Genomic DNA, 19,138 nt, shown 5'->3' with positions numbered 1-19,138 from the left:
CAAACCGTTATGCGAAGTTCTTGCGCCGTTCCCCGGATTGGTCAGCGAGTTCGCGGATCTCGCTTACTCTCGAAGTACGCACCGGGGGGTGCATTCGAGGCAGTGACGGAGGTCGGTACGCACCGACCGACGGGGGTGAGGATATGCGGTTGTTCAGCGTAGGCGCAGGAGCGTCGGACGAGCGAGGGCAGCAGAGCACTGCAGAGCACCCGTCCGCGCCCATTCCCATCGTCGGTCCGGGAATAGGAGAGAACATCCGCGTACCTCTCGGCGAGACCGGGCTCGATACCTTTCCACTGATGCTCGGTGCGGCCGAGTTCGGCTGGAACGTCGATCTCGAGACGAGCCACGGCATCCTCGATCGATACGTCGAGTTCGGCGGCAACGCGATCCACACTGCAGACGGCTTCTCCGGTGGCCGCAGTGAGCACATCATCGGCCAGTGGCTGCAGTCCAGAGGACGGCGTGATGGCGCCCTGTTGAGTGTGCGGATCGGAGCCCACGCCGACAACCCGGGTCTCGGCTCCGTCAATCTCGTGCGCGCGGTCGAGGGCTCGCTCACGCGTCTGGGCGTCGATCGCATCGACGTGCTGTATCTCGACGCGACGCTCGACCGGACGACGAACCTCGAAGACACGCTGGCGACCGTCGAGTGGATGATCGACGCGGGCAAGATCGGCGCCCTCGGCGCGTTCGGATTCGCACCGGAGCGGCTTGTCGAGGCACGCATCCTCGCCTCCGCTGGGTACCCGCGCGTCGAGGTGATCGATTCTCCGTACAACCTCATCCGTCGTCAGCCGTTCGAGGGCGATCTGCGTCTGGTCGCCGGCGCACAGAGTCTCGCCGTCACGCCGTCGCACGCTCTCGAGCACGGCTTCCTGTCGGGCAGACACCGCAGCAAGGCACTGACCTCGCACGGCGTGCGAGGAGAGCAGCTGCGCGGTCACCTGAACCGTCGTGGCACGAAGGTCCTGCGCGCTCTCGACCAGGTGGCGACCGAACTCGAGGTCCCGGTGGCGGCCGTGTCCATCGCCTGGCTTCTCGCGCAGCGCACCGTCGCGGCGCCGATCGTCAACACCTTCGCGACCGACCACGTCGACGAGCTGATGCAGGGCGCCGGCGTCACGCTTTCGCGCGCACAGGTCGCCGAACTCACGCGCGCCGGCAACTGAGCGTCGTAACGCCTCTGTCACAGACCTGGCATAGGGTGGAGTGAATCCCGGCGGACGCTGTCGATGAAGCGAGCGAGTTTGTGACGCATTACATATATCTGGTCAGACACGGTGAACATCAGGACGCCGAACACGGTCTCGCCGACGGCCCCCTGTCGCCGCGCGGCCAGCGTCAGGCCGAACTCATCGCTGACCGGCTCTCAGGACTCCCGCTCGATGCCGTCTGGCACTCGCCCCTCCTGCGTGCGAACGAGACGGCTCGGGCGATCGCGCAACGACTTCCGTCGGTCGACCCTGAGCCGACCGCTCTGCTCTTCGACTGCGTGCCCACCGGTATGACCGACGAGACCCCCGCGGCCTACGAGCCGTTCTTCGGGTCGGTCACCGAGGCCGAGCTCGACGCCGGCCGTGCCCAGATGTTCGACGCGGTCAACGAGTTCCTGGTGCGCAAGCCGGGTGACGTGCACGAGGTGCTCATCACCCACAACTTCGTGATCTCCTGGTTCGTGCGAGAGGTCCTCGGCGCCCCGGAGTGGCGGTGGATGACTCTGAATCAGGCTCACTGCGGGCTGACCGTGATCGCGCAGAAGCAGGGGCGTCCGTGGACGCTGCTCACTCACAACGACACCGGACATCTGCCGGTCGAGCTGCGCACGGGCATCCCCGACGCCATGCCGGTCTGATTCCCGATACCCCGGCCCGCCGCGGCGGTCAGGGCGCCGCCGAGAAATAGACTGAACGCATGACCACGCAGGTAGCACTCGTCGGCGGAACCGGGAAGCTCGGATCGATCATCGGTGCGGTGATCGATGGGCTCGAGGGCTTCGAAGTGAGTCGCGTGCTCACCTCTCGAAGCGACCTCGCGGAGCTCGACGGGGCGGATCTCGTGATCGACGCCACCACCCCTCAGGTGAGCGTCGACGTCGTCCGCGCGGCGGTGGAGCGTCGGATCAACGTCCTGGTGGCGACTTCCGGATGGTCCACGGAACGCATCGCTCTGGTGCGTCCACTCGTGGAGAACGCAGGAACCGGGGCCGTCTTCATCCCGAACTTCTCGCTCGGATCGGTGCTCGGCTCGGCACTCGCGGCCGCGGCCGCACCGTTCTTCGGATCGGCAGAGATCGTGGAGGCGCATCACGAGGCGAAGGTCGACTCTCCGAGGGGCACCGCGGTGCGCACCGCCGAACTCATCGCAGCGGCTCGAGCCGAGCAGGGGCCGGTCAGCGCTCCGCACGCCGACCAGCGCGCGCGGGGGCAGCAGGTGGGCAGCGTGCCGATCCATTCGCTCCGGCGTCCTGGCGTCATCGCGAAGCAGGAGGTCATTCTCTCGGGCCCGGGCGAATCCCTGACGTTCACGCACGATACGGTCGAGCCTGCGCTCGCATACGCTCCGGGCATTCGCCTGGCAGTCCCGTTCGCGGCGCAGGCGAACGGAGTATTCGTGGGGCTGGAGAGCATGATCGACATCGGCATCCGCTCGTGATGTCGCGAATCGGCGTGGGCCTTATGGCCGCGGCGCTGCTGCTCTATCTGGCGGTCGCCGTTTGGCTGGCCGTGATGTTCTTCGCCGTCGGGACACCGGTGTCGATCGGCATGGGGGTCGCGTTGATCGTGCTCGCTCCGATCGGCGCCTGGGCGCTCATCCGCGAGATGCAGTTCGGGTTCGCCGCCGATCGGCTGGGTCGTGCGCTCGATGCCGAAGGTGGCATGCCCGAGGCGGAGTCCGAGCTCACCCCCAGCGGACGTATCGCGCGAGCGGACGCCGACCCGCTGATCGCGAGGTACGCGGTGGAAGCGGACGCCGCGCCGACGGACTGGCGTGCGCGGTACCGCCTCGGTGTGGTTCAAGATGCGGCGGGGCGCCGCAAGGACGCCCGCGCCAGCATCCGCCAGGCGATTCGCATCGCCCGCGGCTGATCGGACTCAGGCGAGGGTGGCCTCGAGCGTGATCTCGATGCCGGCGAGAGCCTGCGAGACCGGGCAGCCTGTCTTCGCCTCAGCTGCGATCCTCTGGAAATCCTCGGGGGAGAGCCCGGGAACGACGGCGTTGACGTTCAAGTGGCTTCCGCTGATCCCGACCCCGGGCTTGAAAGTGACCGACGCGCTGGTGTTGACGCGCTCCGGCGGGGTGCCGTTCTCCGAGAGTGCGTGAGACAGCGCCATGCTGAAGCACGAAGCGTGAGCCGCAGCGATCAGCTCCTCGGGGGTGGTGGTCGTGTCGCTGCCCTCGCTGCGCGCCTTCCAGTTGATCGGGAAGGTGCCGAGCTTCGACGAGGAGAACGCGACCGTGCCCGAGCCCTCTGCGAGGGATCCGGTCCAGGTGGTGGTGGCTTCGCTGGTGACGGGCATGATTTCTCCGATTCTCGCGCCGCGGGATGTGCGCTCGCGTGTGGAGCCAGCCTATCGACCGGGTGCGGCCGACGGAACCGCGCTCAAGCCGCCGATGGCCCCCGACCGAGGATGCCCGCACGCTGCAGCAGCAGGTAGATCTGGCAGCCGAGGCAGAACGAGAACGCGGCATTGAGGAAGGCCGCGATGAACGCAGCCGCGGTCGCGATGGGCAGCGCCCACGGCACGCCGGCGAGGTGCAGGACGAGTCCGATCGTGACGACGAAGAGGCCCACACCCTGCGCGAAGCGAGGAGGGCGAGGGTCCTCCAGCTCGGTGGGGGGTGCGAGTCGGGGCCGCACGAATCGGCGGAACACGACGCCCCAGGGCGCCGTCGCGGGGGAGAGCACGCTCCACAGGAAGAGCAGAGCGATCACCACCGTGAGGAGGAAGCCGGGATCGAGCGCCCGCTGGCCCGGCGACGCGGCGACGATGGCCCAGGCGTCGGACGAGAGGCTCGCCGATGCGAGCGGCTGGTAGGCGAACCAGCCGAACGACCTCGCGGTCGAGATGCCGATGAGGCCGAGGAAGGTCGCGGCGAGCAGCAGCACGGTCGTGATCGTCGCCGCGAAGCGCGGACCGCGGGGGTCGATACCTGCGGGAGGGGTCATCTCTGCTCCAGTCGTTGCGTGCTCAGACGGCGGCGAGGGCTTCGGTGAGCGCGTGCCGGTGCGGCACGCCGTGGAATCGCGCTCGGACGGCGCCGGAGCCGTCCACCACGAATGTCGTCGGGGTCTGCAGCACCTTGTATCGCGCCGAGAGTTCAGGGTTGTGCGTGAGATCGACCTCGAGATGATGCAGGCCGTCGGAGTCTGCGACGTAGCTCGACAGCATCCTGCGGACCTGGGGGCAGCGCGCGCACATCTCGGTGCTGAACTGCACGAGCGTGGCGTGCGAGCCGAGCTGCGCTGCACCCGCATCGGCAGGATCGAACAGGAGGTGCCCACCTCCTCGACGCCGTCCGTCGAGGATCCGCAGCACGATCCCGACGATGGCGGAGATCACGAGCAGCGCTCCGATCACGGCGAGTGCGATTCCGGGCGACATGGATAGAGAATACGGGTGACTCGACGACCTCGAGGCCGATGTGTCGCATCGTGACGATCCGACTCTTCCGTCCTCGGGGCGGGTAGTCTGGCACACATGAGCGCAGCCGTCCCGACGCCGTATGAAGACCTCCTCCGAGACGTGCTGGAGTCGGGCACCCACAAGTCGGATCGCACGGGCACCGGGACAACCAGCGTGTTCGGCAGACAGATCCGTTTCGATCTCTCCAAGGGTTTCCCGCTGATCACGACGAAGCGCGTGCACTTCAAGTCGATCGCGTACGAGCTCCTGTGGTTCCTCAGAGGCGACTCGAACGTGAAGTGGCTGCAGGACCACGGCGTCACGATCTGGGACGAATGGGCCGACGCCTCCGGCGATCTGGGCCCCGTCTACGGAGTCCAGTGGCGAAGCTGGCCGACGCCCGACGGAGAGAGCATCGATCAACTCGCGCAGGTGATCGAGCAGATCCGCCAGACTCCCGATTCCCGTCGACTCATCGTGTCAGCCTGGAACCCGGCGGACATCCCCGACATGGCCCTGGCGCCGTGCCACGCGCTCTTCCAGTTCTACGTCGCAGACGGCAAGCTCTCCTGCCAGCTCTACCAGCGCAGCGCCGATCTCTTCCTCGGGGTCCCGTTCAACATCGCGTCCTACGCCCTGCTCACGCTGATGGTCGCGCAGCAGGTCGGACTCGAGCCCGGCGACTTCGTCTGGACGGGCGGCGACTGCCACATCTACGACAACCACCTCGAGCAGGTGAGCGAACAGCTGACTCGAGACCCCTACCCGTACCCGACCCTGCGATTCGCTCGGAAGCCCGAGTCGATCCTCGACTACGGCTACGACGACTTCATCGTCGAGGACTACCAGCATCACGCTCCGATCCGGGCGGCGGTCGCGGTATGACCTGGGTCGGGCTGATCTGGGCTGAGGCCCATGGCGGCGTCATCGGAGCAGAGGGCGGCATGCCCTGGAACGTTCCCGAGGATCTCGCGCATTTCAAAGAGGTCACGCTCGGCGCCCCCGTGATCATGGGACGCAAGACCTGGGACTCGCTTCCTGAGCGTTTCCGTCCGCTCCCCGGGCGCGAGAACATCGTCATCACCCGCCAGCAGGACTGGTCCGCAGACGGGGCACGTCGCGCGGCGGCGGTGACGGATGCCGTGCGCGGCCACGACAAGGTCTGGATCATCGGCGGAGCTGAGATCTTCCGCCTCGTGATAGCCGACGCCGACCGTCTCGAGGTCACGGAGCTCGACATCGATGTCACCGGTGACGCCTACGCGCCGTCCAAAGCCGGGTGGCGCCTCGTCGACGAGGGGGAGTGGCAGACGTCGCGCTCCGGCATCCGCTACCGCTTCCTCGGATACGAGCGCTGATGCCCACCGCTCTGATCACGGGTGCGAGCGCCGGGCTCGGCGCCGAGTTCGCGCGCCAGCTCGCCCGACGCCGAGCCGACCTGATCCTCGTCGCGCGTTCTGCGGGCGACCTCGAGGCCGTGGCCGCCGAGTTGCGCAGCGAGTACGGCATCGCCGTCGAGGTGCTCCCCGCCGACCTGTCGGTCGACAGCGACGTCCAGCGCGTGGCCGACCGTCTCCGCGACACCTCCGATCCGGTCGATCTGCTCGTCAACAACGCCGGGTTCGGGCTGTCGCTCCAGTTCGCCGACAACGACATCGACGACGAGGTGCGCCACCTGCGCGTTCACGTCGAGGCGTCGATGCGCCTCATGCACGCTGCGCTGCAGTCGATGCGAGGCCGCGGTGGCCGCATCGTCAACGTCGCATCCGTCGCCGGATTCATCTCGCGCTCGACGTATTCCGCGTGCAAGAGCTGGCTGATCGGCTTCAGTCGCTGGGCGAATGCGGAGTACTCCCGCGACCGCGTCACGGTCACCGCGGTGTGCCCCGGGTTCACGCACACGTCGTTCCACGAGCGGATGGGGCTGCAACCGGGGCACGAGGGTGTTCCCGAATTCATGTGGCTCGATGCGCGCGCAGTCGTTCGAGAAGGGCTTCGCGACGCGGCGCGCGGCAAGTCCGTCTCGATCCCGTCTCTGCGTTACAAGGCGATCGTCGCTCTCGCCGGCCTGCTGCCGAGTGGGCTGACCTCCGGCGTCGCACGGCGCGGCCGCGTCTGACGTCATCGGCCGCGGTGACTCCCGGCCCAGTGCGAGCCGGCGGACGAGTGCGCGTCAGCCGAACCTGCCGAGACGGATGCCGGCGTACGTGATCGCGGCGACGGTCTCGCCATCGGTGATCCGCCCGTCCGCGATCATCGAGAGCACCTCTGCGAACGGCACCCACGAGACGGCGGCTATGCCCTCCTCAGCTTGTGCGTGCGCCGGGTCGTCGGCACGCGCCAGCCCCCGAGCGAGGAACACATGCTCCGGAGCGTCGGCGATGCCGTTCAACGCGTTCATGGTTCCGAGGTGCACCCACTCATCGGCCACGAAGCCCGTCTCCTCCAGCAGTTCGCGTCGAGCGGCCACGGCCGGGTCCTCGCCGTCGCTGCCCCCGGCAGGGACCTCGACCGATCGACCGGTCGTGTAGCGCTCCAGCGTCACCAGGCAGACGCGTTCCTCTTCGTCGATCGCGACCACGAAGACGGCCGCGTGGCGCATGGTGACGACGCCGTAGATCCCGTCTCCGCCGGGCCCGGTGATCCGATCCTCCCTGACCTCGATCCAGGGATTCGAATACACCGTGGACGATTCGTGCGTGACCCATGTCATGCAGATGAGCCTAAGCGCCTCCCCATGATCGACTGCATGGGCTCTTCGGCAGGAAGCGAGCGCAGTGACGTCATCCTCCATGCCCCGTCTGGGTGACGGGCATGCGAACCGATACGCTGGGGTCATGACGCACTCGGGCAACCCTTTCGGACAGGTTCTCGTCGCGCTCGTCACTCCCATGACGGCCGACGGTGAAGTCGATTGGCCCGCCGTCGAGAAGCACATCGATGACGTCATCACCGCCGGTGCTGACGGAATCGTCGTGACGGGAACGACCGGCGAGACCTCGACCCTGACGGACCCCGAGAAGCTCAAGCTGGTCGAGGTCGGCAAGTCCGTCTCCGCCGGCCGCGCGAAGATCATCACGGGCGGCGGATCCAACGAGACCGCGCACGCGATCGAGCTGTACAGGGCCAGTGAGAAGGCCGGCGCCGACGGCATCATGATCGTCACGCCCTATTACAACAAGCCGACGCAGGCCGGCATCCTGACCCACTTCCGGCTCGTGGCAGATGCCACCGACCTCCCGGTGATCCTCTACGACATCCCGGGACGCACGGGTGTGCCGATCAAGTACGAGACCATCCTCCGACTCGCGAAGCACCCGAACATCCTCGCCGTGAAGGACGCCAAGGGCGACTTCTCCGAGGTGAGCCGCGTCTTGAACCAGACCGACCTCATGTACTTCTCGGGCGACGACGCCAACGTGCTGCCGCACCTCGCGATCGGCGCGACCGGCCTGATCGGCGTGACCGCGAATGTCGCGTCGGCGCCGTACCGGACCATCATCGACGCCGTCAATCGCGGCGATCTCGCCACCGCGACCGCTGAGCACAAGCGGCTCGACCCGCTTGTGCGCGCCGTCATGACGCACGTGCCCGGCACCGTCGCCGCGAAGTACATCCTGCACGGGCTCGGTCGCATCTCGAGCCCGCGCGTACGTCTGCCGCTCGTCGGTCCCGAAGAGTGGGAGGCCGCTCTCATCGAGGACGAGCTCGATCTCGTGAGGGACGTCCCCGGCGCAGACTTCTCCAACTTCCGCCCCGACCGCAACGCGGCCGCGGGCGGTGCCCTGCCGAAGGTGCACGGCACAACCCGCTGACACCGGACGCGGTGAGCCGCGTCACAACGAACGAACGGGCGCGTCGAGCGTCCGACTGAGGAGACAGCATGTCCATCCCGCTCGCAGAACCCGCAGCACTCGAAGAAGGAACGCTCCGGGTCACCCCGCTCGGCGGCCTCGGTGAGATCGGTCGCAACATGACCATCTTCGAGTTCGACGGGAAGATCCTGATCGTCGACTGCGGCGTGCTCTTCCCCGAGGAGCACCAGCCGGGAGTCGACCTGATCCTGCCCGACTTCGAGCCGATCAAGGGCCGCCTCGACGACATCGTCGGCGTCGTCCTCACCCACGGGCACGAAGACCACATCGGTGCGGTCCCGTATCTGCTGCGTCTGAAGAGCGACATCCCTGTGATCGGTTCCGGCCTCACCCTCGCGCTCGTCGAGGCGAAGCTCAAGGAACACCGCATCAAGGCCTACACGCTCACCGTGAAGGAGGGACAGCGGGAGAAGGTCGGTCCCTTCGACCTCGAGTTCGTCGCGGTGAACCACTCGATCCCCGACGCCCTCGCGGTCGCGATCCGCACCCCCGCCGGCCTCGTGCTGGCGACCGGTGACTTCAAGATGGATCAGCTGCCGCTCGACGGACGCATCACGGATCTTCGTGCCTTCGCTCGTCTGGGCGAGGAGGGCGTCGACCTGTTCCTCGTCGACTCGACCAACGCCGACGTACCGGGATTCACGCCCACCGAGCGCTCCATCGGGCCGGTGCTCGATCAGGTCATCGGCAAGGCTCCGAGGCGGGTCATCGTCGCGAGCTTCTCCAGCCATGTGCACCGTGTGCAGCAGGTCCTCGACGCCGCAGCGGCGCACGGGCGCCGGGTGGCTCTGCTCGGGCGCAGCATGTTGCGCAACATGACGATCGCCGAAGACCTGGGCTACTTGAAGGTGCCGAGCGGACTGCTGATCGACTACAAGAAGGCGCGAGACCTTCCCGACGACAAGATCGTCTACATGTCGACCGGTTCACAGGGCGAGCCCATGGCCGTCCTGAGTCGTATGGCGAACCTCGACCACGCGATCGAGCCCGGTGAGGGCGACACCGTGATCCTGGCCTCCAGCCTGATCCCCGGAAACGAGAACGCCGTCTACCGCGTGATCGACGGACTCACCAAGCTCGGCGCGAACGTCGTGCACAAGGCGAACGCCAAGGTGCACGTCTCGGGGCACGCAGCAGCCGGCGAGCTGATCTACTGCTACAACATCCTCAAGCCCAAGAACGTGCTTCCCGTTCACGGCGAGTACCGTCACCTGATCGCCAACGCCAAGCTGGCTCAGGACACGGGAATCGACGCCGAGCGCACCATCATCGCGTCGAACGGCACCGTCATCGATCTGAAGAACGGCGACGCACGTGTGGTCGGTCAGCTCGACCTCGGATTCGTCTACGTCGACGGCTCGACAGTCGGCGCGATCACCGACGCAGATCTCAAGGACCGTCGGATTCTGGCTGAAGAGGGTTTCGTCTCCGTGATCGTCGTGGTGGACGCCGCGACGGGTCGCATCATCTCAGGACCTGAGATCCACGCTCGCGGTATCGCTGAAGACGATTCCGTCTTCGACGACGTCACCCCGAAGATCATCGCCGCGCTCAAGGAGGCGTCCGGCAACGGCGTGCGCGACACGCATGCGCTCTCGCAGGTGATCCGCCGCACGATCGGGCGCTGGGTCAACCAGAAGCTCCGTCGTCGTCCGATGATCGTTCCTCTCGTCATCGAAGCGTGATCGGCGCCGCGCCGCTCGTGGGTTCACAGTCGACCGACACTCGGCTGTAACGCGAGCGGCGTACGCTCTCCTCATGCCGGACGACTTCTCGATCCGACCCGCCACACAGGCGGACGGGAGCTTCCTCGGCGACATGGTCGTCGAGGCCGCGAACTGGCGCTCGGGCGGAGCACGGCCACGGCACGAGATCCTCACCGCCGTCGAGCATCGGCGCTACGTCTCCGGATGGATGCGACCGGCGGATGCGGGCTTTCTCGCCGTCGATACGGACGGCCACCCGATCGGCGCAGCGTGGTATCGCCTGCTCGCGCCCGACGATGCGGGCTTCGGATTCGTCGGAACCGCGGTTCCGGAGCTCATCATCGGCGTGCAGCCGATCTGGCGTGCCCACGGTGTCGGACGTACTCTGCTCCGACGTCTCGTCGCCCATGCTCGCGAGCAAGGACACCCCCGGATCAGCCTCAGCGTCGAACGCGACAACTTCGCGCGCACGCTGTACCGATCAGAGGGCTTCGAGGTGACCGACGAAGGAACCGTGCGCGACACGATGGTGCATCGCGCGTCCTGATCCCTCGCTGCGCCGCCGTGGAAGACAGCGGAATGCCGCGTCATTACGGGCCTATGTCGGCCCCTGGACGTAACGTGAGAGCATGGCCAGGAGTACCACGAAGTCAGCGCGCGCGTCCGAGAGCGCCACGCCCCGCCCGAAGAGGCAGGCTGCTCCGAAGGCTCAGGCAGCGCCCAAGAAGTACATCGATGAGGTAGACAAGCCCCCGGTGGCGGTGCGGGCCTGGAACGGGCTCGCCCACGGTGTCGGCGGACTCTTCCGAGCATTCGGGCCCGAGACCCTCGAGAAGGACGATCGGCGCGACGGCTTCCCGTTCCTGCTCGTGCTGTTGGCGATCGCCGGTGCGGTGAACGAATGGTTCTTCATCGGCAACGAGGTCGCGGCCAACATCAGTGCGTACTCGGTGGGTCTTCTGGTCGGGCGAGTGGCCTTCGTCATGCCGGTGCTGCTCCTGCTGCTCGCCGGCTGGCTGTTCCGTCATCCGTCGTCCGTGCACGACAACGGGCGTATCGGCATCGGGTTCGGGTTGTTCATCCTCACCCTCGCGGGCTTCTGCCATACGGCGGCCGGCCGCGCCGATTCCGCAGGGCTGCTCGTGCGCCCGCAGCCGAGAGACGGCATGCCCGCGCTCAGCGAGGCAGGCGGGTTGTTCGGATGGATGCTCGGGGAGCCGCTGTCGTATCTCACCCCGATCGGCGCGTACATCGTGCTGTCGATTCTCGCCGCTCTCAGCGTCCTGATCCTGACCAAGACCCCGCCGAACCGCATCGGCCAGCGACTCGGAGATCTCTACGCGTGGATGTTCGACGCCGAGCGCCCGGAGAAGCCTGCGAAGGACGCGGCGCCGATCGACGAGGCAGACAAGGTCGACGACCCGGATGTCCTGCCGTGGTGGCGGCGCAACAAGACCGGCCGCGAGGAGGACCCCGACGAGGGCACTCTCGGATCCGACGACATCACAGCGCTGCTCACCACCTCGGAGCCGACTCCTGCATACGACCAGGCCGTGGTCGTGGAGAACGCCTCCGATGCCGCGACCGAGGTGCTGTCCGACGTGCGCTCGGTGACCGCGTCCTTGGCCGGGCAGCAGACCACCGCACTCCTCGATGACGAGTCCGACACGGGCGAGATGCCCGAGTTGCCGGGACTCGACGGCTTCGGAACCCCGGGGCCGGGGGAGCGGGGGCCTCAGGCGCCCGTCACTCCCTACGTGCTCCCCTCGCCGGGGCTCCTGGTCGAAGGCCCACCGCCGGTCATGCGTTCCGAAGCGACCGACAAGGTGATCGAGCAGATCACGAGTGTGCTGACGCAGTTCAAGGTCGATGCGAAGGTCACCGGATTCTCGCGCGGTCCGACGGTCACCCAGTACGAGGTGGAGGTCGGCCACGGCGTCAAGGTCGAGAAGATCCTGCAGCTGAGCAACAACTTCGCCTACGCGGTCGCATCCAACGACGTGCGGATCCTGTCGCCGATCCCGGGCAAGAGCGCGATCGGCATCGAGATCCCCAACGCCGACAAGGAGATGGTCGCTCTCGGCGATGTGCTGCGGTCGCCGGCTGCGCACAAGAGCACACATCCGATGACGATCGGCGTCGGCAAGGACGTCGGCGGGAACATCGTCATCGCCAACCTCGCGAAGATGCCCCACCTGCTGGTCGCCGGTTCCACGGGATCGGGTAAGTCCAGCTTCGTCAACTCGATGATCACGAGCCTGCTCATGCGCGCTCGGCCGACGGACGTGCGAATGGTCCTGATCGACCCGAAGCGGGTGGAGCTGACGAGCTACGCGGGAGTTCCGCACCTGATCACCCCCATCATCACGAACCCCAAGAAGGCCGCCGAGGCGCTGCAGTGGGTCGTGAAGGAGATGGACATGCGGTACGACGACCTCGCGTCGTTCGGATTCCGCCACATCGACGACTTCAACAGGGCCGTCCGCGCCGGCGAAGTCGAGCTGCCGGTCGGCAGCGAGCGTGTTCTCAAGCCGTACCCGTACCTTCTCGTGGTCGTCGATGAGCTCGCCGACCTGATGATGGTCGCCCCGCGAGATGTCGAGGACTCGATCGTCCGCATCACCCAGCTCGCACGAGCTTCCGGAATCCACCTGGTGCTCGCCACCCAGCGCCCCAGCGTCGACGTCGTGACCGGTCTGATCAAGGCCAACGTCCCGTCGCGCCTCGCGTTCGCCGTGACGAGCGTCACCGACAGCCGCGTGATCCTCGACAGCCCCGGTGCCGACAAGCTGATCGGCCAGGGTGACGCGCTGTTCTCGCCGATGGGATCGTCCAAGCCGTTTCGTCTGCAGGGCGCCTGGGTCGACGAGAAGGAGATCGACGCGGTCGTCAAGCATGTCACGCGTCAGGCTCGTCCCGACTATCGCGCCGATGTGCAGGAAGCACTGGAGCCGACGAAGAAGAAGGAGGTCGATGAGGACATCGGGGATGATCTCGAGCTCCTCCTCGCGGCGGCCGAACTCATCGTGTCGTCGCAGTTCGGCTCCACGTCGATGCTGCAGCGCAAGCTGCGCGTCGGCTTCGCCAAGGCGGGTCGCCTGATGGACCTCCTCGAGTCGCGCGAGATCGTCGGCCCCTCCGAAGGATCCAAGGCGCGTGACGTGCTGGCGACCGCCGAGCAGCTGCCCCAGGTCATGGCGAAGCTGCGAGGCGACGATGCGCCGCCGAAGCCGGCTGCTCCCACCGTGGCTGCGACCGCGGCCGGGGCGCCGCACGACCCGGTAGAAGCACAGTTCCAGGGCCTGCCCGTGGTCGAGGCTAATGACGACGGCGACGAAGACGCCTGGGGACTGACAGGACGAGACTGATGGCAATTCCACGGCAGCTTCCCAACGCGATCACCATCGCGCGCATCCCGCTCGCGGTGATCTTCTTCGTCCTGCTCCTGATGGGGGGAACGTACGGGCTCGATGACATCGTCATCCGATGGGTTGCGGCGATCCTCTTCGTCGTGGGCATCTCCACCGACTGGGTCGACGGCTACCTCGCACGTCGCCACGACATCGTCACGGACTTCGGCAAGCTGTGGGACCCGATCGCCGACAAGCTGCTCACGGGGGCGGGCTTCATCGGCCTGGCCGTGCTCGGTGAGCTCAACTGGTGGGTCGTGATCGTGATCCTGATCCGCGAGTGGGGTATCACGATCCACCGCCTCATGGTCGCGAAGGAGCACGTCGTGGCAGCCGCGTGGATGGGCAAGGTCAAGACTGCGGTTCAGGCCGTGGCTCTTTCCTGGGCGCTGCTCCCGCTGCACGTGGTGATCGGCCCCCAGCTGTGGGTGGTCGGGACCGCGATCCTGATGATCCTGGCGCTTATCCTCACGGTGGCGAGCGGGATCGACTACATCGTGGCGCAGGTGCGAGGGTCGCGGCAGCGGTCGTGACTTCCGCGTCGGAGGTGCTCGCCGTGCTGATCGAGCGTGGCTGGACTCTCGGCATCGCGGAGTCGCTGACGGGCGGTGCTCTCGCTGCTGAGTTCGTCTCGGTGCCAGGCGCATCGGAGTCGCTGCGGGGAGCGATCGTCGCCTACGCCACCCCGATCAAGCACACGCTGCTGGGGGTCGACGACGGGCTGCTCGATGCGCACGGGCCGGTGCACCCCGAGGTGGCGCTGCAGATGGCGGCCGGCGCGCGTCGCGCACTGCAGGTCTCCGGAATCCCCGCTGACGTCGGCGTCTCGACCACCGGGATCGCAGGACCGGACTCTCCCGATGGTCAGCCGGTTGGCACGGTGCACATCGCCGTCGTGACCCCGGATCACTTCGTGAGTGAGGCCTTCAGATTCGACGGCGATCGCGCACAGGTCCGCGCCCAGACGGTCGATGCGGCCGTTGCGATGCTCGTGCGGGTCCTCCGGGAATAGCCGATGCGTGCGTTCCGTTATGTCCTATGTGCTCACACCGAAAGCACAGCGTGCGAAGGTAGATTTTGTGAAGGTCGGTAGGACTAGACTGGCGGTCTCCTCGAGGGAGACCTCGAGAAGGCGATCTGGGAGGAGGTTCCGATGATTCTTGTACGACAGGAAATCGGCGATGTGCTGAGGGACTTCCGCCTGCAGAAGGGGCGTACGCTCCGGCAGGTTGCAAGCAAGGCATCTGTGGCACTCGGCTATCTCAGCGAGGTCGAGCGGGGCCAGAAGGAGGCATCGAGCGAGATTCTCGCGTCGGTTGCTGATGCTCTGGATGTTCCCATCTCGATCATCATGCGAGAGGTGGGCGACCGCATCTCCGTTCTCGAAGGCATCCAGGTCTTCCCGGACGTCGTGCCGGATGACCTCGTGGCTTCCGTCGAGCCAGAGCTTTCGCTCCACTGAGCTTCGGATCCTTTTCATCCTCTGATGCGTCGCAGTGAGTTCCTCCGCGCAGTCGACGCGGAATTCGGTGGTCGAGGTTCGTCTCTCATCAGCGACCTCATTCTGACGCAGCTCGCCGGCCGCACTGCCGACCAGGCGCTGGATGCCGGTGTCCCGCCGCGTGACATCTGGCTGGCGCTGTGCGCCGAGACCGATGTGCCGCAGGAGCGACGGTACGGCGCTGGGCGACTCGAGCCGCGCAGGCGATGATTCCCTGACGCGTTCGACGCGCGTTCGACTAACGACACGCCGTGACGGCGTGTCGTCGAATATGTGTTCGAAACGGGCGTAGTCTTCTGCACAAGTGGTTCGGAGACGGTGTTCTCCCTGTTTCGCGGAGCTGACGACGCAATGTCGGAGGTGCCTCGTACGGTGAACAGCAAGCCGAAGAGCCATACGCCTTGTCGGAGAGTTCCGCCCAGCCGGGAGGACCGCGACAGCCTACAGGCGGCACCACGCGAGCATAAGGAGCACGTCATGCCATCACCCGCTGACCGCGAGAAGTCCCTCGAGACAGCACTCGCCCAGATCGACCGTCAGTTCGGAAAGGGCTCGGTCATGAGACTGGGCAGTGACGAGCGCGCACCCGTCGCCGTCATTCCGACCGGCTCCATCGCTCTCGACGTCGCTCTCGGCGTCGGAGGCCTCCCGCGTGGACGAATCGTCGAGATCTACGGTCCCGAGTCCTCGGGTAAGACGACACTCACGCTGCACGCGATCGCGAACGCGCAGCGTGCCGGCGGAATCGCCGCCTTCATCGATGCCGAGCACGCGCTCGATCCCGACTACGCCGCGAAGCTCGGTGTCGACATCGACGCTCTTCTCGTCTCGCAGCCCGACACGGGTGAGCAGGCGCTCGAGATCGCGGACATGCTCGTCCGCTCCGGCGCGATCGATCTGATCGTCATCGACTCCGTCGCGGCTCTCGTGCCTCGGGCCGAGATCGAGGGTGAGATGGGCGACTCGCACGTGGGTCTGCAGGCTCGACTGATGTCGCAGGCACTGCGAAAGCTCACCGGTGGGCTCAACCAGACGAACACCACGATGATCTTCATCAACCAGCTGCGCGAGAAGATCGGCGTCTTCTTCGGATCGCCCGAGACCACCGCGGGTGGAAAGGCGCTGAAGTTCTACGCGTCGGTCCGCATGGACATCCGCCGCATCGAGACGTTGAAGGACGGCACCGATGCAGTCGGAAACCGCACCAGGGTCAAGGTGGTGAAGAACAAGATGGCACCGCCGTTCAAGCAGGCGGAGTTCGACATCCTTTATGGCGTCGGCATCTCGCGTGAGGGCAGCCTGATCGACTTCGGTGTCGAGCACGGCATCGTGAAGAAGTCCGGATCGTGGTACACCTACGACGGCGACCAGCTGGGCCAGGGCAAGGAGAACGCGAGAACGTTCCTGCTCAAGAACCCCGATGTCGCACTCGCCATCGAGACGCAGATCAAGCAGAAGCTCGGCATCGGCGGCGCCACTGAAGCGCCCGCAGACGAGCTCGCTGAGCGCCGCCCGGCATGAGAATGATGGTTCGCGGTTGCGGAGCAACCGGAGTGAACCATGAGTGATGGCGGGGGCGGGCCTGAGCAGATCGCCCCCATCATCCCTCTCTTCGGCCGTGACGACACACGTGAGAAGTCGGCCGGGAGGGAAGCTCCGGAGGCCAGCGGTGTCGCGACTCGTTCCGCAGCCGTCACCGGGGTGTGGAAGTCGACAGAGGGCGACTCGACCCGCAATTCGAATCCGGTCCCATCCCTCGACTCTCGTGGGCCCAGTGAACGCCATCCAGCACGCGGTGCAGCGGCTCGGTCCGCGCCGCGATTGCGCGCATTGCAGTCGCAGGAAGTCGGCTCAGGCGATGGCGTCGGCATCGACCCCTCTCGGTTGCGTGGCGACGCAGAGGAGCTCCTCGTCCGCAAGCTGCGGACTCGATCGCTCTCTCTGTCAGAGGCACGCATGGTGCTCGGGGGCTACGAGCAGAACGCCGAGCGCCTCGATGCGAGTGCGATCGACGACGTGATCGATGATTTCTGTCGACGGGGCTACCTCGACGACACACTTCTCGCCGGCCAGCTGGTGACGTCGGGAATCGAGCGCAAGGGGCAGGGCCGGGTCGCACTGTCGAGGGCGCTCTCGCAACGCGGCATTCCTCGCGACGTGATCGATGCAGCGCTCGACGACGTTCCCGACGATGACGCCGAGCGCGCACTCGAGTACGCGCGCTCGAAAGCACGAGCGATGTCTCGCCTCGACAGCGACACAGCGCTGCGACGTCTGGTCGGTCAGCTGTCTCGCCGTGGCTACAACGGCTCTATCGCGATGACGGCCGCGAAGACCGCCCTGACGGAGTCTTCTTTCGGCTCGTCATCCGGGGTTCGATTCGTCGACTCGGACTGACGCTGAGGCGAGAACGTCGAGCTCTCGCCTCAGCGGCAGTGTCGGAGAACCGCTCGTAGAATGGGGGGATCATGACTATCCCTCGCAGTGAGCCGACGATCATCGAGTCGTCGTCAGCAGCAATCGATCTTGACGGACGCCAGCGCTCCTACGAGGTCCGCACCTTCGGCTGCCAGATGAACGTCCACGATTCCGAACGCCTCTCGGGTTCTCTCGAGAGCGCAGGATATGTCCGCGCGACCGACGGCGCCGAGGCCGACGTGGTGATCATCAACACGTGCGCGGTGCGCGACAACGCGGCAGGAAAGCTCTACGGAACCCTCGGCCAGCTCGCCTCGGTGAAGCGTCGCAAAGACGGGATGCAGATCGCCGTCGGGGGCTGTCTGGCTCAGATGGACAAGCAGGCGGTGCTGGACAAGGCACCCTGGGTCGACGTCGTCTTCGGCACGCACAACATGGGATCGCTTCCCGGTCTGCTCGAGCGGGCGCGACACAACGGCGATGCCGAGCTCGAGATCCTCGAGTCGCTCGAGGTGTTCCCGTCGACGCTTCCGACCAAACGCGATTCGGCGCACAGCGGTTGGGTCTCCATCTCCGTCGGATGCAACAACACCTGCACCTTCTGCATCGTTCCGAGCCTTCGTGGCAAGGAGAAGGACCGGCGCCCCGGCGACATCCTGAACGAGATCCGTCTGCTCGTCGAAGACGGCGCGATCGAGGTCACCCTGCTCGGACAGAACGTCAACTCCTACGGCGTGGAGTTCGGCGATCGGCAGGCGTTCGGCAAGCTGCTCCGCGCCGCGGGTGAGATCGACGGCCTCGAGCGGATCCGCTTCACGAGTCCTCACCCCGCCGCCTTCACCGACGACGTGATCGACGCGATGGCGGAGACCGCCAACGTGATGCCGCAGCTTCACATGCCGCTCCAGTCGGGCAGCGACCGGATCCTCAAGGCCATGCGCCGTTCATACCGCAGCGAGAAGTTCCTCGGGATCCTCGATCGCGTCCGTGATCGTATTCCGCACGCCGCGATCACCACCGACATCATCGTCGGATTCCCCGGTGAGACGGACGAGGACTTCGAAGACACGATGCGGGTGGTCGAGCAGGCACGGTTCTCGAGTGCGTTCACGTTCCAGTACTCGATCCGTGAGGGCACGCCGGCCGCGACCATGGAAGACCAGATCCCCAAGGCGGTGGTGCAGGAGCGCTACAACCGGCTCATGGCGCTTCAGGAGCGCATCTCCCTCGAGGAGAACCAGAAGCAGGTCGGGCGCGAGGTCGAGGTGCTCGTCTCGACAGGCGAAGGCAAGAAGGATGCCGAGACTCACAGGCTGACCGGACGAGCTGAGGACAACCGACTCGTGCACTTCGAGGTCACGTCCGGATCCGCTGTCCCACGGCCCGGCGATGTCGTCTCGGTGACGATCACCCATGCGGCGCCGTTCCACCTCCTCGCGGACGACCCGACGGGCTCCCCGCTGCGGATCCGACGCACACGCGGTGGCGATGCTTGGGATCGCGGACAGGCTGAGTCGTGTGCCGTGCCAGCGCCGATCTCCGCTGACGGCACCCGTGCCGTATCTCTGGGCCTCCCGACGCTCCGCGTCGGCAGGTGACC

22 protein-coding genes are annotated in these 19,138 nt (G+C 66.5%); 18 read left to right on the top strand and 4 right to left on the bottom strand.

The window, feature by feature from the left end:
* The first annotated feature begins 143 nt into the window (after window positions 1-143).
* From ACLKOY_RS04020 to ACLKOY_RS04005, 4 genes are all read left to right on the top strand, one after another.
* The gene (locus tag ACLKOY_RS04020) at window positions 144-1,172 is read left to right on the top strand and encodes an aldo/keto reductase (protein WP_436452530.1); all 1,029 of its coding nucleotides are present in this window, start codon (window positions 144-146) and stop codon (window positions 1,170-1,172) included.
* 80 nt (window positions 1,173-1,252) lie between these two features.
* Window positions 1,253-1,855, top strand: coding sequence for a histidine phosphatase family protein (locus ACLKOY_RS04015; protein WP_140036848.1), 603 nt, complete (start codon window positions 1,253-1,255; stop codon window positions 1,853-1,855).
* Window positions 1,856-1,914: 59 nt separating this feature from the next.
* A complete protein-coding gene (gene dapB / locus ACLKOY_RS04010; RefSeq protein ID WP_436452529.1) occupies window positions 1,915-2,655 on the top strand; it encodes a 4-hydroxy-tetrahydrodipicolinate reductase in 741 nt (246 codons plus the stop codon).
* The gene (locus ACLKOY_RS04005) at window positions 2,655-3,089 is read left to right on the top strand and encodes a hypothetical protein (protein WP_436454089.1); all 435 of its coding nucleotides are present in this window, start codon (window positions 2,655-2,657) and stop codon (window positions 3,087-3,089) included. The genes dapB and ACLKOY_RS04005 overlap by 1 nt, the downstream gene beginning before the upstream one ends.
* Window positions 3,090-3,095: 6 nt before the next feature.
* On the opposite strand, the gene ACLKOY_RS04000 is transcribed toward ACLKOY_RS04005, so the two are convergent.
* The 3 genes from ACLKOY_RS04000 to ACLKOY_RS03990 all read right to left on the bottom strand — a co-directional run bounded on the left by ACLKOY_RS04000 (window position 3,096) and on the right by ACLKOY_RS03990 (window position 4,607).
* Window positions 3,096-3,521, bottom strand: a complete 426-nt coding sequence (locus tag ACLKOY_RS04000) for an OsmC family peroxiredoxin (protein WP_140036851.1) — start codon at window positions 3,519-3,521, stop codon at window positions 3,096-3,098.
* An 83-nt stretch (window positions 3,522-3,604) separates the two neighbouring features.
* Complete coding sequence (locus ACLKOY_RS03995) at window positions 3,605-4,171, bottom strand: DUF4395 domain-containing protein (protein WP_436452528.1); 567 nt, start codon at window positions 4,169-4,171, stop codon at window positions 3,605-3,607.
* A 22-nt stretch (window positions 4,172-4,193) separates the two neighbouring features.
* Window positions 4,194-4,607, bottom strand: coding sequence for a thioredoxin family protein (locus tag ACLKOY_RS03990; RefSeq protein WP_436452527.1), 414 nt, complete (start codon window positions 4,605-4,607; stop codon window positions 4,194-4,196).
* A gap of 96 nt (window positions 4,608-4,703) precedes the next feature.
* Here ACLKOY_RS03990 and ACLKOY_RS03985 point away from each other — a divergent pair, with 96 nt between their 5' ends.
* From ACLKOY_RS03985 to ACLKOY_RS03975, 3 genes are read left to right on the top strand one after another with little or no spacing between them, the layout of a single operon-like run.
* Window positions 4,704-5,513: a thymidylate synthase gene (locus tag ACLKOY_RS03985; protein ID WP_290159999.1), complete on the top strand. Its 810-nt coding sequence runs from the start codon at window positions 4,704-4,706 to the stop codon at window positions 5,511-5,513.
* A complete protein-coding gene (locus tag ACLKOY_RS03980) occupies window positions 5,510-5,986 on the top strand; it encodes a dihydrofolate reductase (RefSeq protein WP_140036855.1) in 477 nt (158 codons plus the stop codon). The genes ACLKOY_RS03985 and ACLKOY_RS03980 overlap by 4 nt, the downstream gene beginning before the upstream one ends.
* Window positions 5,986-6,747 carry an SDR family NAD(P)-dependent oxidoreductase gene (locus ACLKOY_RS03975; RefSeq protein ID WP_436452525.1) on the top strand — a complete coding sequence of 254 codons (762 nt, stop codon included), beginning with the start codon at window positions 5,986-5,988 and terminating at the stop codon, window positions 6,745-6,747. The genes ACLKOY_RS03980 and ACLKOY_RS03975 overlap by 1 nt, the downstream gene beginning before the upstream one ends.
* 54 nt (window positions 6,748-6,801) lie before the next feature.
* On the opposite strand, the gene ACLKOY_RS03970 is transcribed toward ACLKOY_RS03975, so the two are convergent.
* Window positions 6,802-7,341, bottom strand: coding sequence for an NUDIX domain-containing protein (locus tag ACLKOY_RS03970; RefSeq protein WP_436452524.1), 540 nt, complete (start codon window positions 7,339-7,341; stop codon window positions 6,802-6,804).
* 124 nt (window positions 7,342-7,465) lie between these two features.
* Here ACLKOY_RS03970 and dapA point away from each other — a divergent pair, with 124 nt between their 5' ends.
* The 11 genes from dapA (at window position 7,466) to miaB (ending at window position 19,136) form a co-directional block, all read left to right on the top strand.
* Window positions 7,466-8,443 (top strand): 4-hydroxy-tetrahydrodipicolinate synthase, encoded by a 978-nt coding sequence (gene dapA, locus ACLKOY_RS03965; protein ID WP_436452523.1) that lies wholly within the window; start codon window positions 7,466-7,468, stop codon window positions 8,441-8,443.
* 68 nt (window positions 8,444-8,511) lie between these two features.
* Window positions 8,512-10,188 carry a ribonuclease J gene (locus tag ACLKOY_RS03960; RefSeq protein ID WP_436452522.1) on the top strand — a complete coding sequence of 559 codons (1,677 nt, stop codon included), beginning with the start codon at window positions 8,512-8,514 and terminating at the stop codon, window positions 10,186-10,188.
* A 73-nt stretch (window positions 10,189-10,261) separates the two neighbouring features.
* Window positions 10,262-10,756, top strand: coding sequence for an N-acetyltransferase family protein (locus ACLKOY_RS03955; protein WP_436452521.1), 495 nt, complete (start codon window positions 10,262-10,264; stop codon window positions 10,754-10,756).
* 82 nt (window positions 10,757-10,838) lie between these two features.
* Window positions 10,839-13,577 carry a DNA translocase FtsK gene (locus ACLKOY_RS03950; protein WP_436452520.1) on the top strand — a complete coding sequence of 913 codons (2,739 nt, stop codon included), beginning with the start codon at window positions 10,839-10,841 and terminating at the stop codon, window positions 13,575-13,577.
* Window positions 13,577-14,152: a CDP-diacylglycerol--glycerol-3-phosphate 3-phosphatidyltransferase gene (gene pgsA / locus ACLKOY_RS03945; protein ID WP_140036862.1), complete on the top strand. Its 576-nt coding sequence runs from the start codon at window positions 13,577-13,579 to the stop codon at window positions 14,150-14,152. Before ACLKOY_RS03950 ends, pgsA begins: the two co-directional genes overlap by 1 nt.
* A complete protein-coding gene (locus ACLKOY_RS03940; RefSeq protein ID WP_436452519.1) occupies window positions 14,149-14,631 on the top strand; it encodes a CinA family protein in 483 nt (160 codons plus the stop codon). Before pgsA ends, ACLKOY_RS03940 begins: the two co-directional genes overlap by 4 nt.
* A 141-nt stretch (window positions 14,632-14,772) precedes the next feature.
* Window positions 14,773-15,081, top strand: a complete 309-nt coding sequence (locus ACLKOY_RS03935; RefSeq protein ID WP_042541772.1) for a helix-turn-helix domain-containing protein — start codon at window positions 14,773-14,775, stop codon at window positions 15,079-15,081.
* 24 nt (window positions 15,082-15,105) lie between these two features.
* A complete protein-coding gene (locus tag ACLKOY_RS03930) occupies window positions 15,106-15,330 on the top strand; it encodes a DUF3046 domain-containing protein (RefSeq protein WP_436452518.1) in 225 nt (74 codons plus the stop codon).
* A gap of 267 nt (window positions 15,331-15,597) precedes the next feature.
* A complete protein-coding gene (recA, locus tag ACLKOY_RS03925) occupies window positions 15,598-16,641 on the top strand; it encodes a recombinase RecA (protein ID WP_140036865.1) in 1,044 nt (347 codons plus the stop codon).
* A 309-nt stretch (window positions 16,642-16,950) separates the two neighbouring features.
* Window positions 16,951-17,517: a regulatory protein RecX gene (locus tag ACLKOY_RS03920; protein WP_436452517.1), complete on the top strand. Its 567-nt coding sequence runs from the start codon at window positions 16,951-16,953 to the stop codon at window positions 17,515-17,517.
* Between the two features lie 71 nt (window positions 17,518-17,588).
* Complete coding sequence (gene miaB / locus ACLKOY_RS03915; RefSeq protein ID WP_436452516.1) at window positions 17,589-19,136, top strand: tRNA (N6-isopentenyl adenosine(37)-C2)-methylthiotransferase MiaB; 1,548 nt, start codon at window positions 17,589-17,591, stop codon at window positions 19,134-19,136.
* Window positions 19,137-19,138 lie beyond the last annotated feature (2 nt).

It is taken from the genome of Microbacterium sp. K2, assembly GCF_051365005.1.
GTDB classification, from domain to species: Bacteria; Actinomycetota; Actinomycetes; order Actinomycetales; family Microbacteriaceae; genus Microbacterium; species Microbacterium foliorum_B.
This window is presented reverse-complemented; position numbering and strand designations above follow the sequence as displayed.

Excerpts from the sequence above, each read along its gene's own strand:
- ACLKOY_RS03970 (WP_436452524.1), bottom strand. The coding sequence starts at position 7,341 with ATGACATGGGTCACGCACGAATCGTCCACGGTGTATTCGAATCCCTGG.
- dapA (WP_436452523.1), top strand. The coding sequence starts at position 7,466 with ATGACGCACTCGGGCAACCCTTTCGGACAGGTTCTCGTCGCGCTCGTC.
- ACLKOY_RS03990 (WP_436452527.1), bottom strand. The coding sequence starts at position 4,607 with ATGTCGCCCGGAATCGCACTCGCCGTGATCGGAGCGCTGCTCGTGATC.
- ACLKOY_RS03995 (WP_436452528.1), bottom strand. The coding sequence starts at position 4,171 with ATGACCCCTCCCGCAGGTATCGACCCCCGCGGTCCGCGCTTCGCGGCG.
- ACLKOY_RS03955 (WP_436452521.1), top strand. The coding sequence starts at position 10,262 with ATGCCGGACGACTTCTCGATCCGACCCGCCACACAGGCGGACGGGAGC.
- pgsA (WP_140036862.1), top strand. The coding sequence starts at position 13,577 with ATGGCAATTCCACGGCAGCTTCCCAACGCGATCACCATCGCGCGCATC.
- ACLKOY_RS03950 (WP_436452520.1), top strand. The coding sequence starts at position 10,839 with ATGGCCAGGAGTACCACGAAGTCAGCGCGCGCGTCCGAGAGCGCCACG.
- dapB (WP_436452529.1), top strand. The coding sequence starts at position 1,915 with ATGACCACGCAGGTAGCACTCGTCGGCGGAACCGGGAAGCTCGGATCG.
- ACLKOY_RS03980 (WP_140036855.1), top strand. The coding sequence starts at position 5,510 with ATGACCTGGGTCGGGCTGATCTGGGCTGAGGCCCATGGCGGCGTCATC.
- ACLKOY_RS03985 (WP_290159999.1), top strand. The coding sequence starts at position 4,704 with ATGAGCGCAGCCGTCCCGACGCCGTATGAAGACCTCCTCCGAGACGTG.
- ACLKOY_RS03975 (WP_436452525.1), top strand. The coding sequence starts at position 5,986 with ATGCCCACCGCTCTGATCACGGGTGCGAGCGCCGGGCTCGGCGCCGAG.
- ACLKOY_RS04005 (WP_436454089.1), top strand. The coding sequence starts at position 2,655 with ATGTCGCGAATCGGCGTGGGCCTTATGGCCGCGGCGCTGCTGCTCTAT.
- recA (WP_140036865.1), top strand. The coding sequence starts at position 15,598 with ATGCCATCACCCGCTGACCGCGAGAAGTCCCTCGAGACAGCACTCGCC.
- ACLKOY_RS03930 (WP_436452518.1), top strand. The coding sequence starts at position 15,106 with ATGCGTCGCAGTGAGTTCCTCCGCGCAGTCGACGCGGAATTCGGTGGT.
- ACLKOY_RS04020 (WP_436452530.1), top strand. The coding sequence starts at position 144 with ATGCGGTTGTTCAGCGTAGGCGCAGGAGCGTCGGACGAGCGAGGGCAG.
- miaB (WP_436452516.1), top strand. The coding sequence starts at position 17,589 with ATGACTATCCCTCGCAGTGAGCCGACGATCATCGAGTCGTCGTCAGCA.
- ACLKOY_RS03935 (WP_042541772.1), top strand. The coding sequence starts at position 14,773 with ATGATTCTTGTACGACAGGAAATCGGCGATGTGCTGAGGGACTTCCGC.
- ACLKOY_RS03960 (WP_436452522.1), top strand. The coding sequence starts at position 8,512 with ATGTCCATCCCGCTCGCAGAACCCGCAGCACTCGAAGAAGGAACGCTC.
- ACLKOY_RS04000 (WP_140036851.1), bottom strand. The coding sequence starts at position 3,521 with ATGCCCGTCACCAGCGAAGCCACCACCACCTGGACCGGATCCCTCGCA.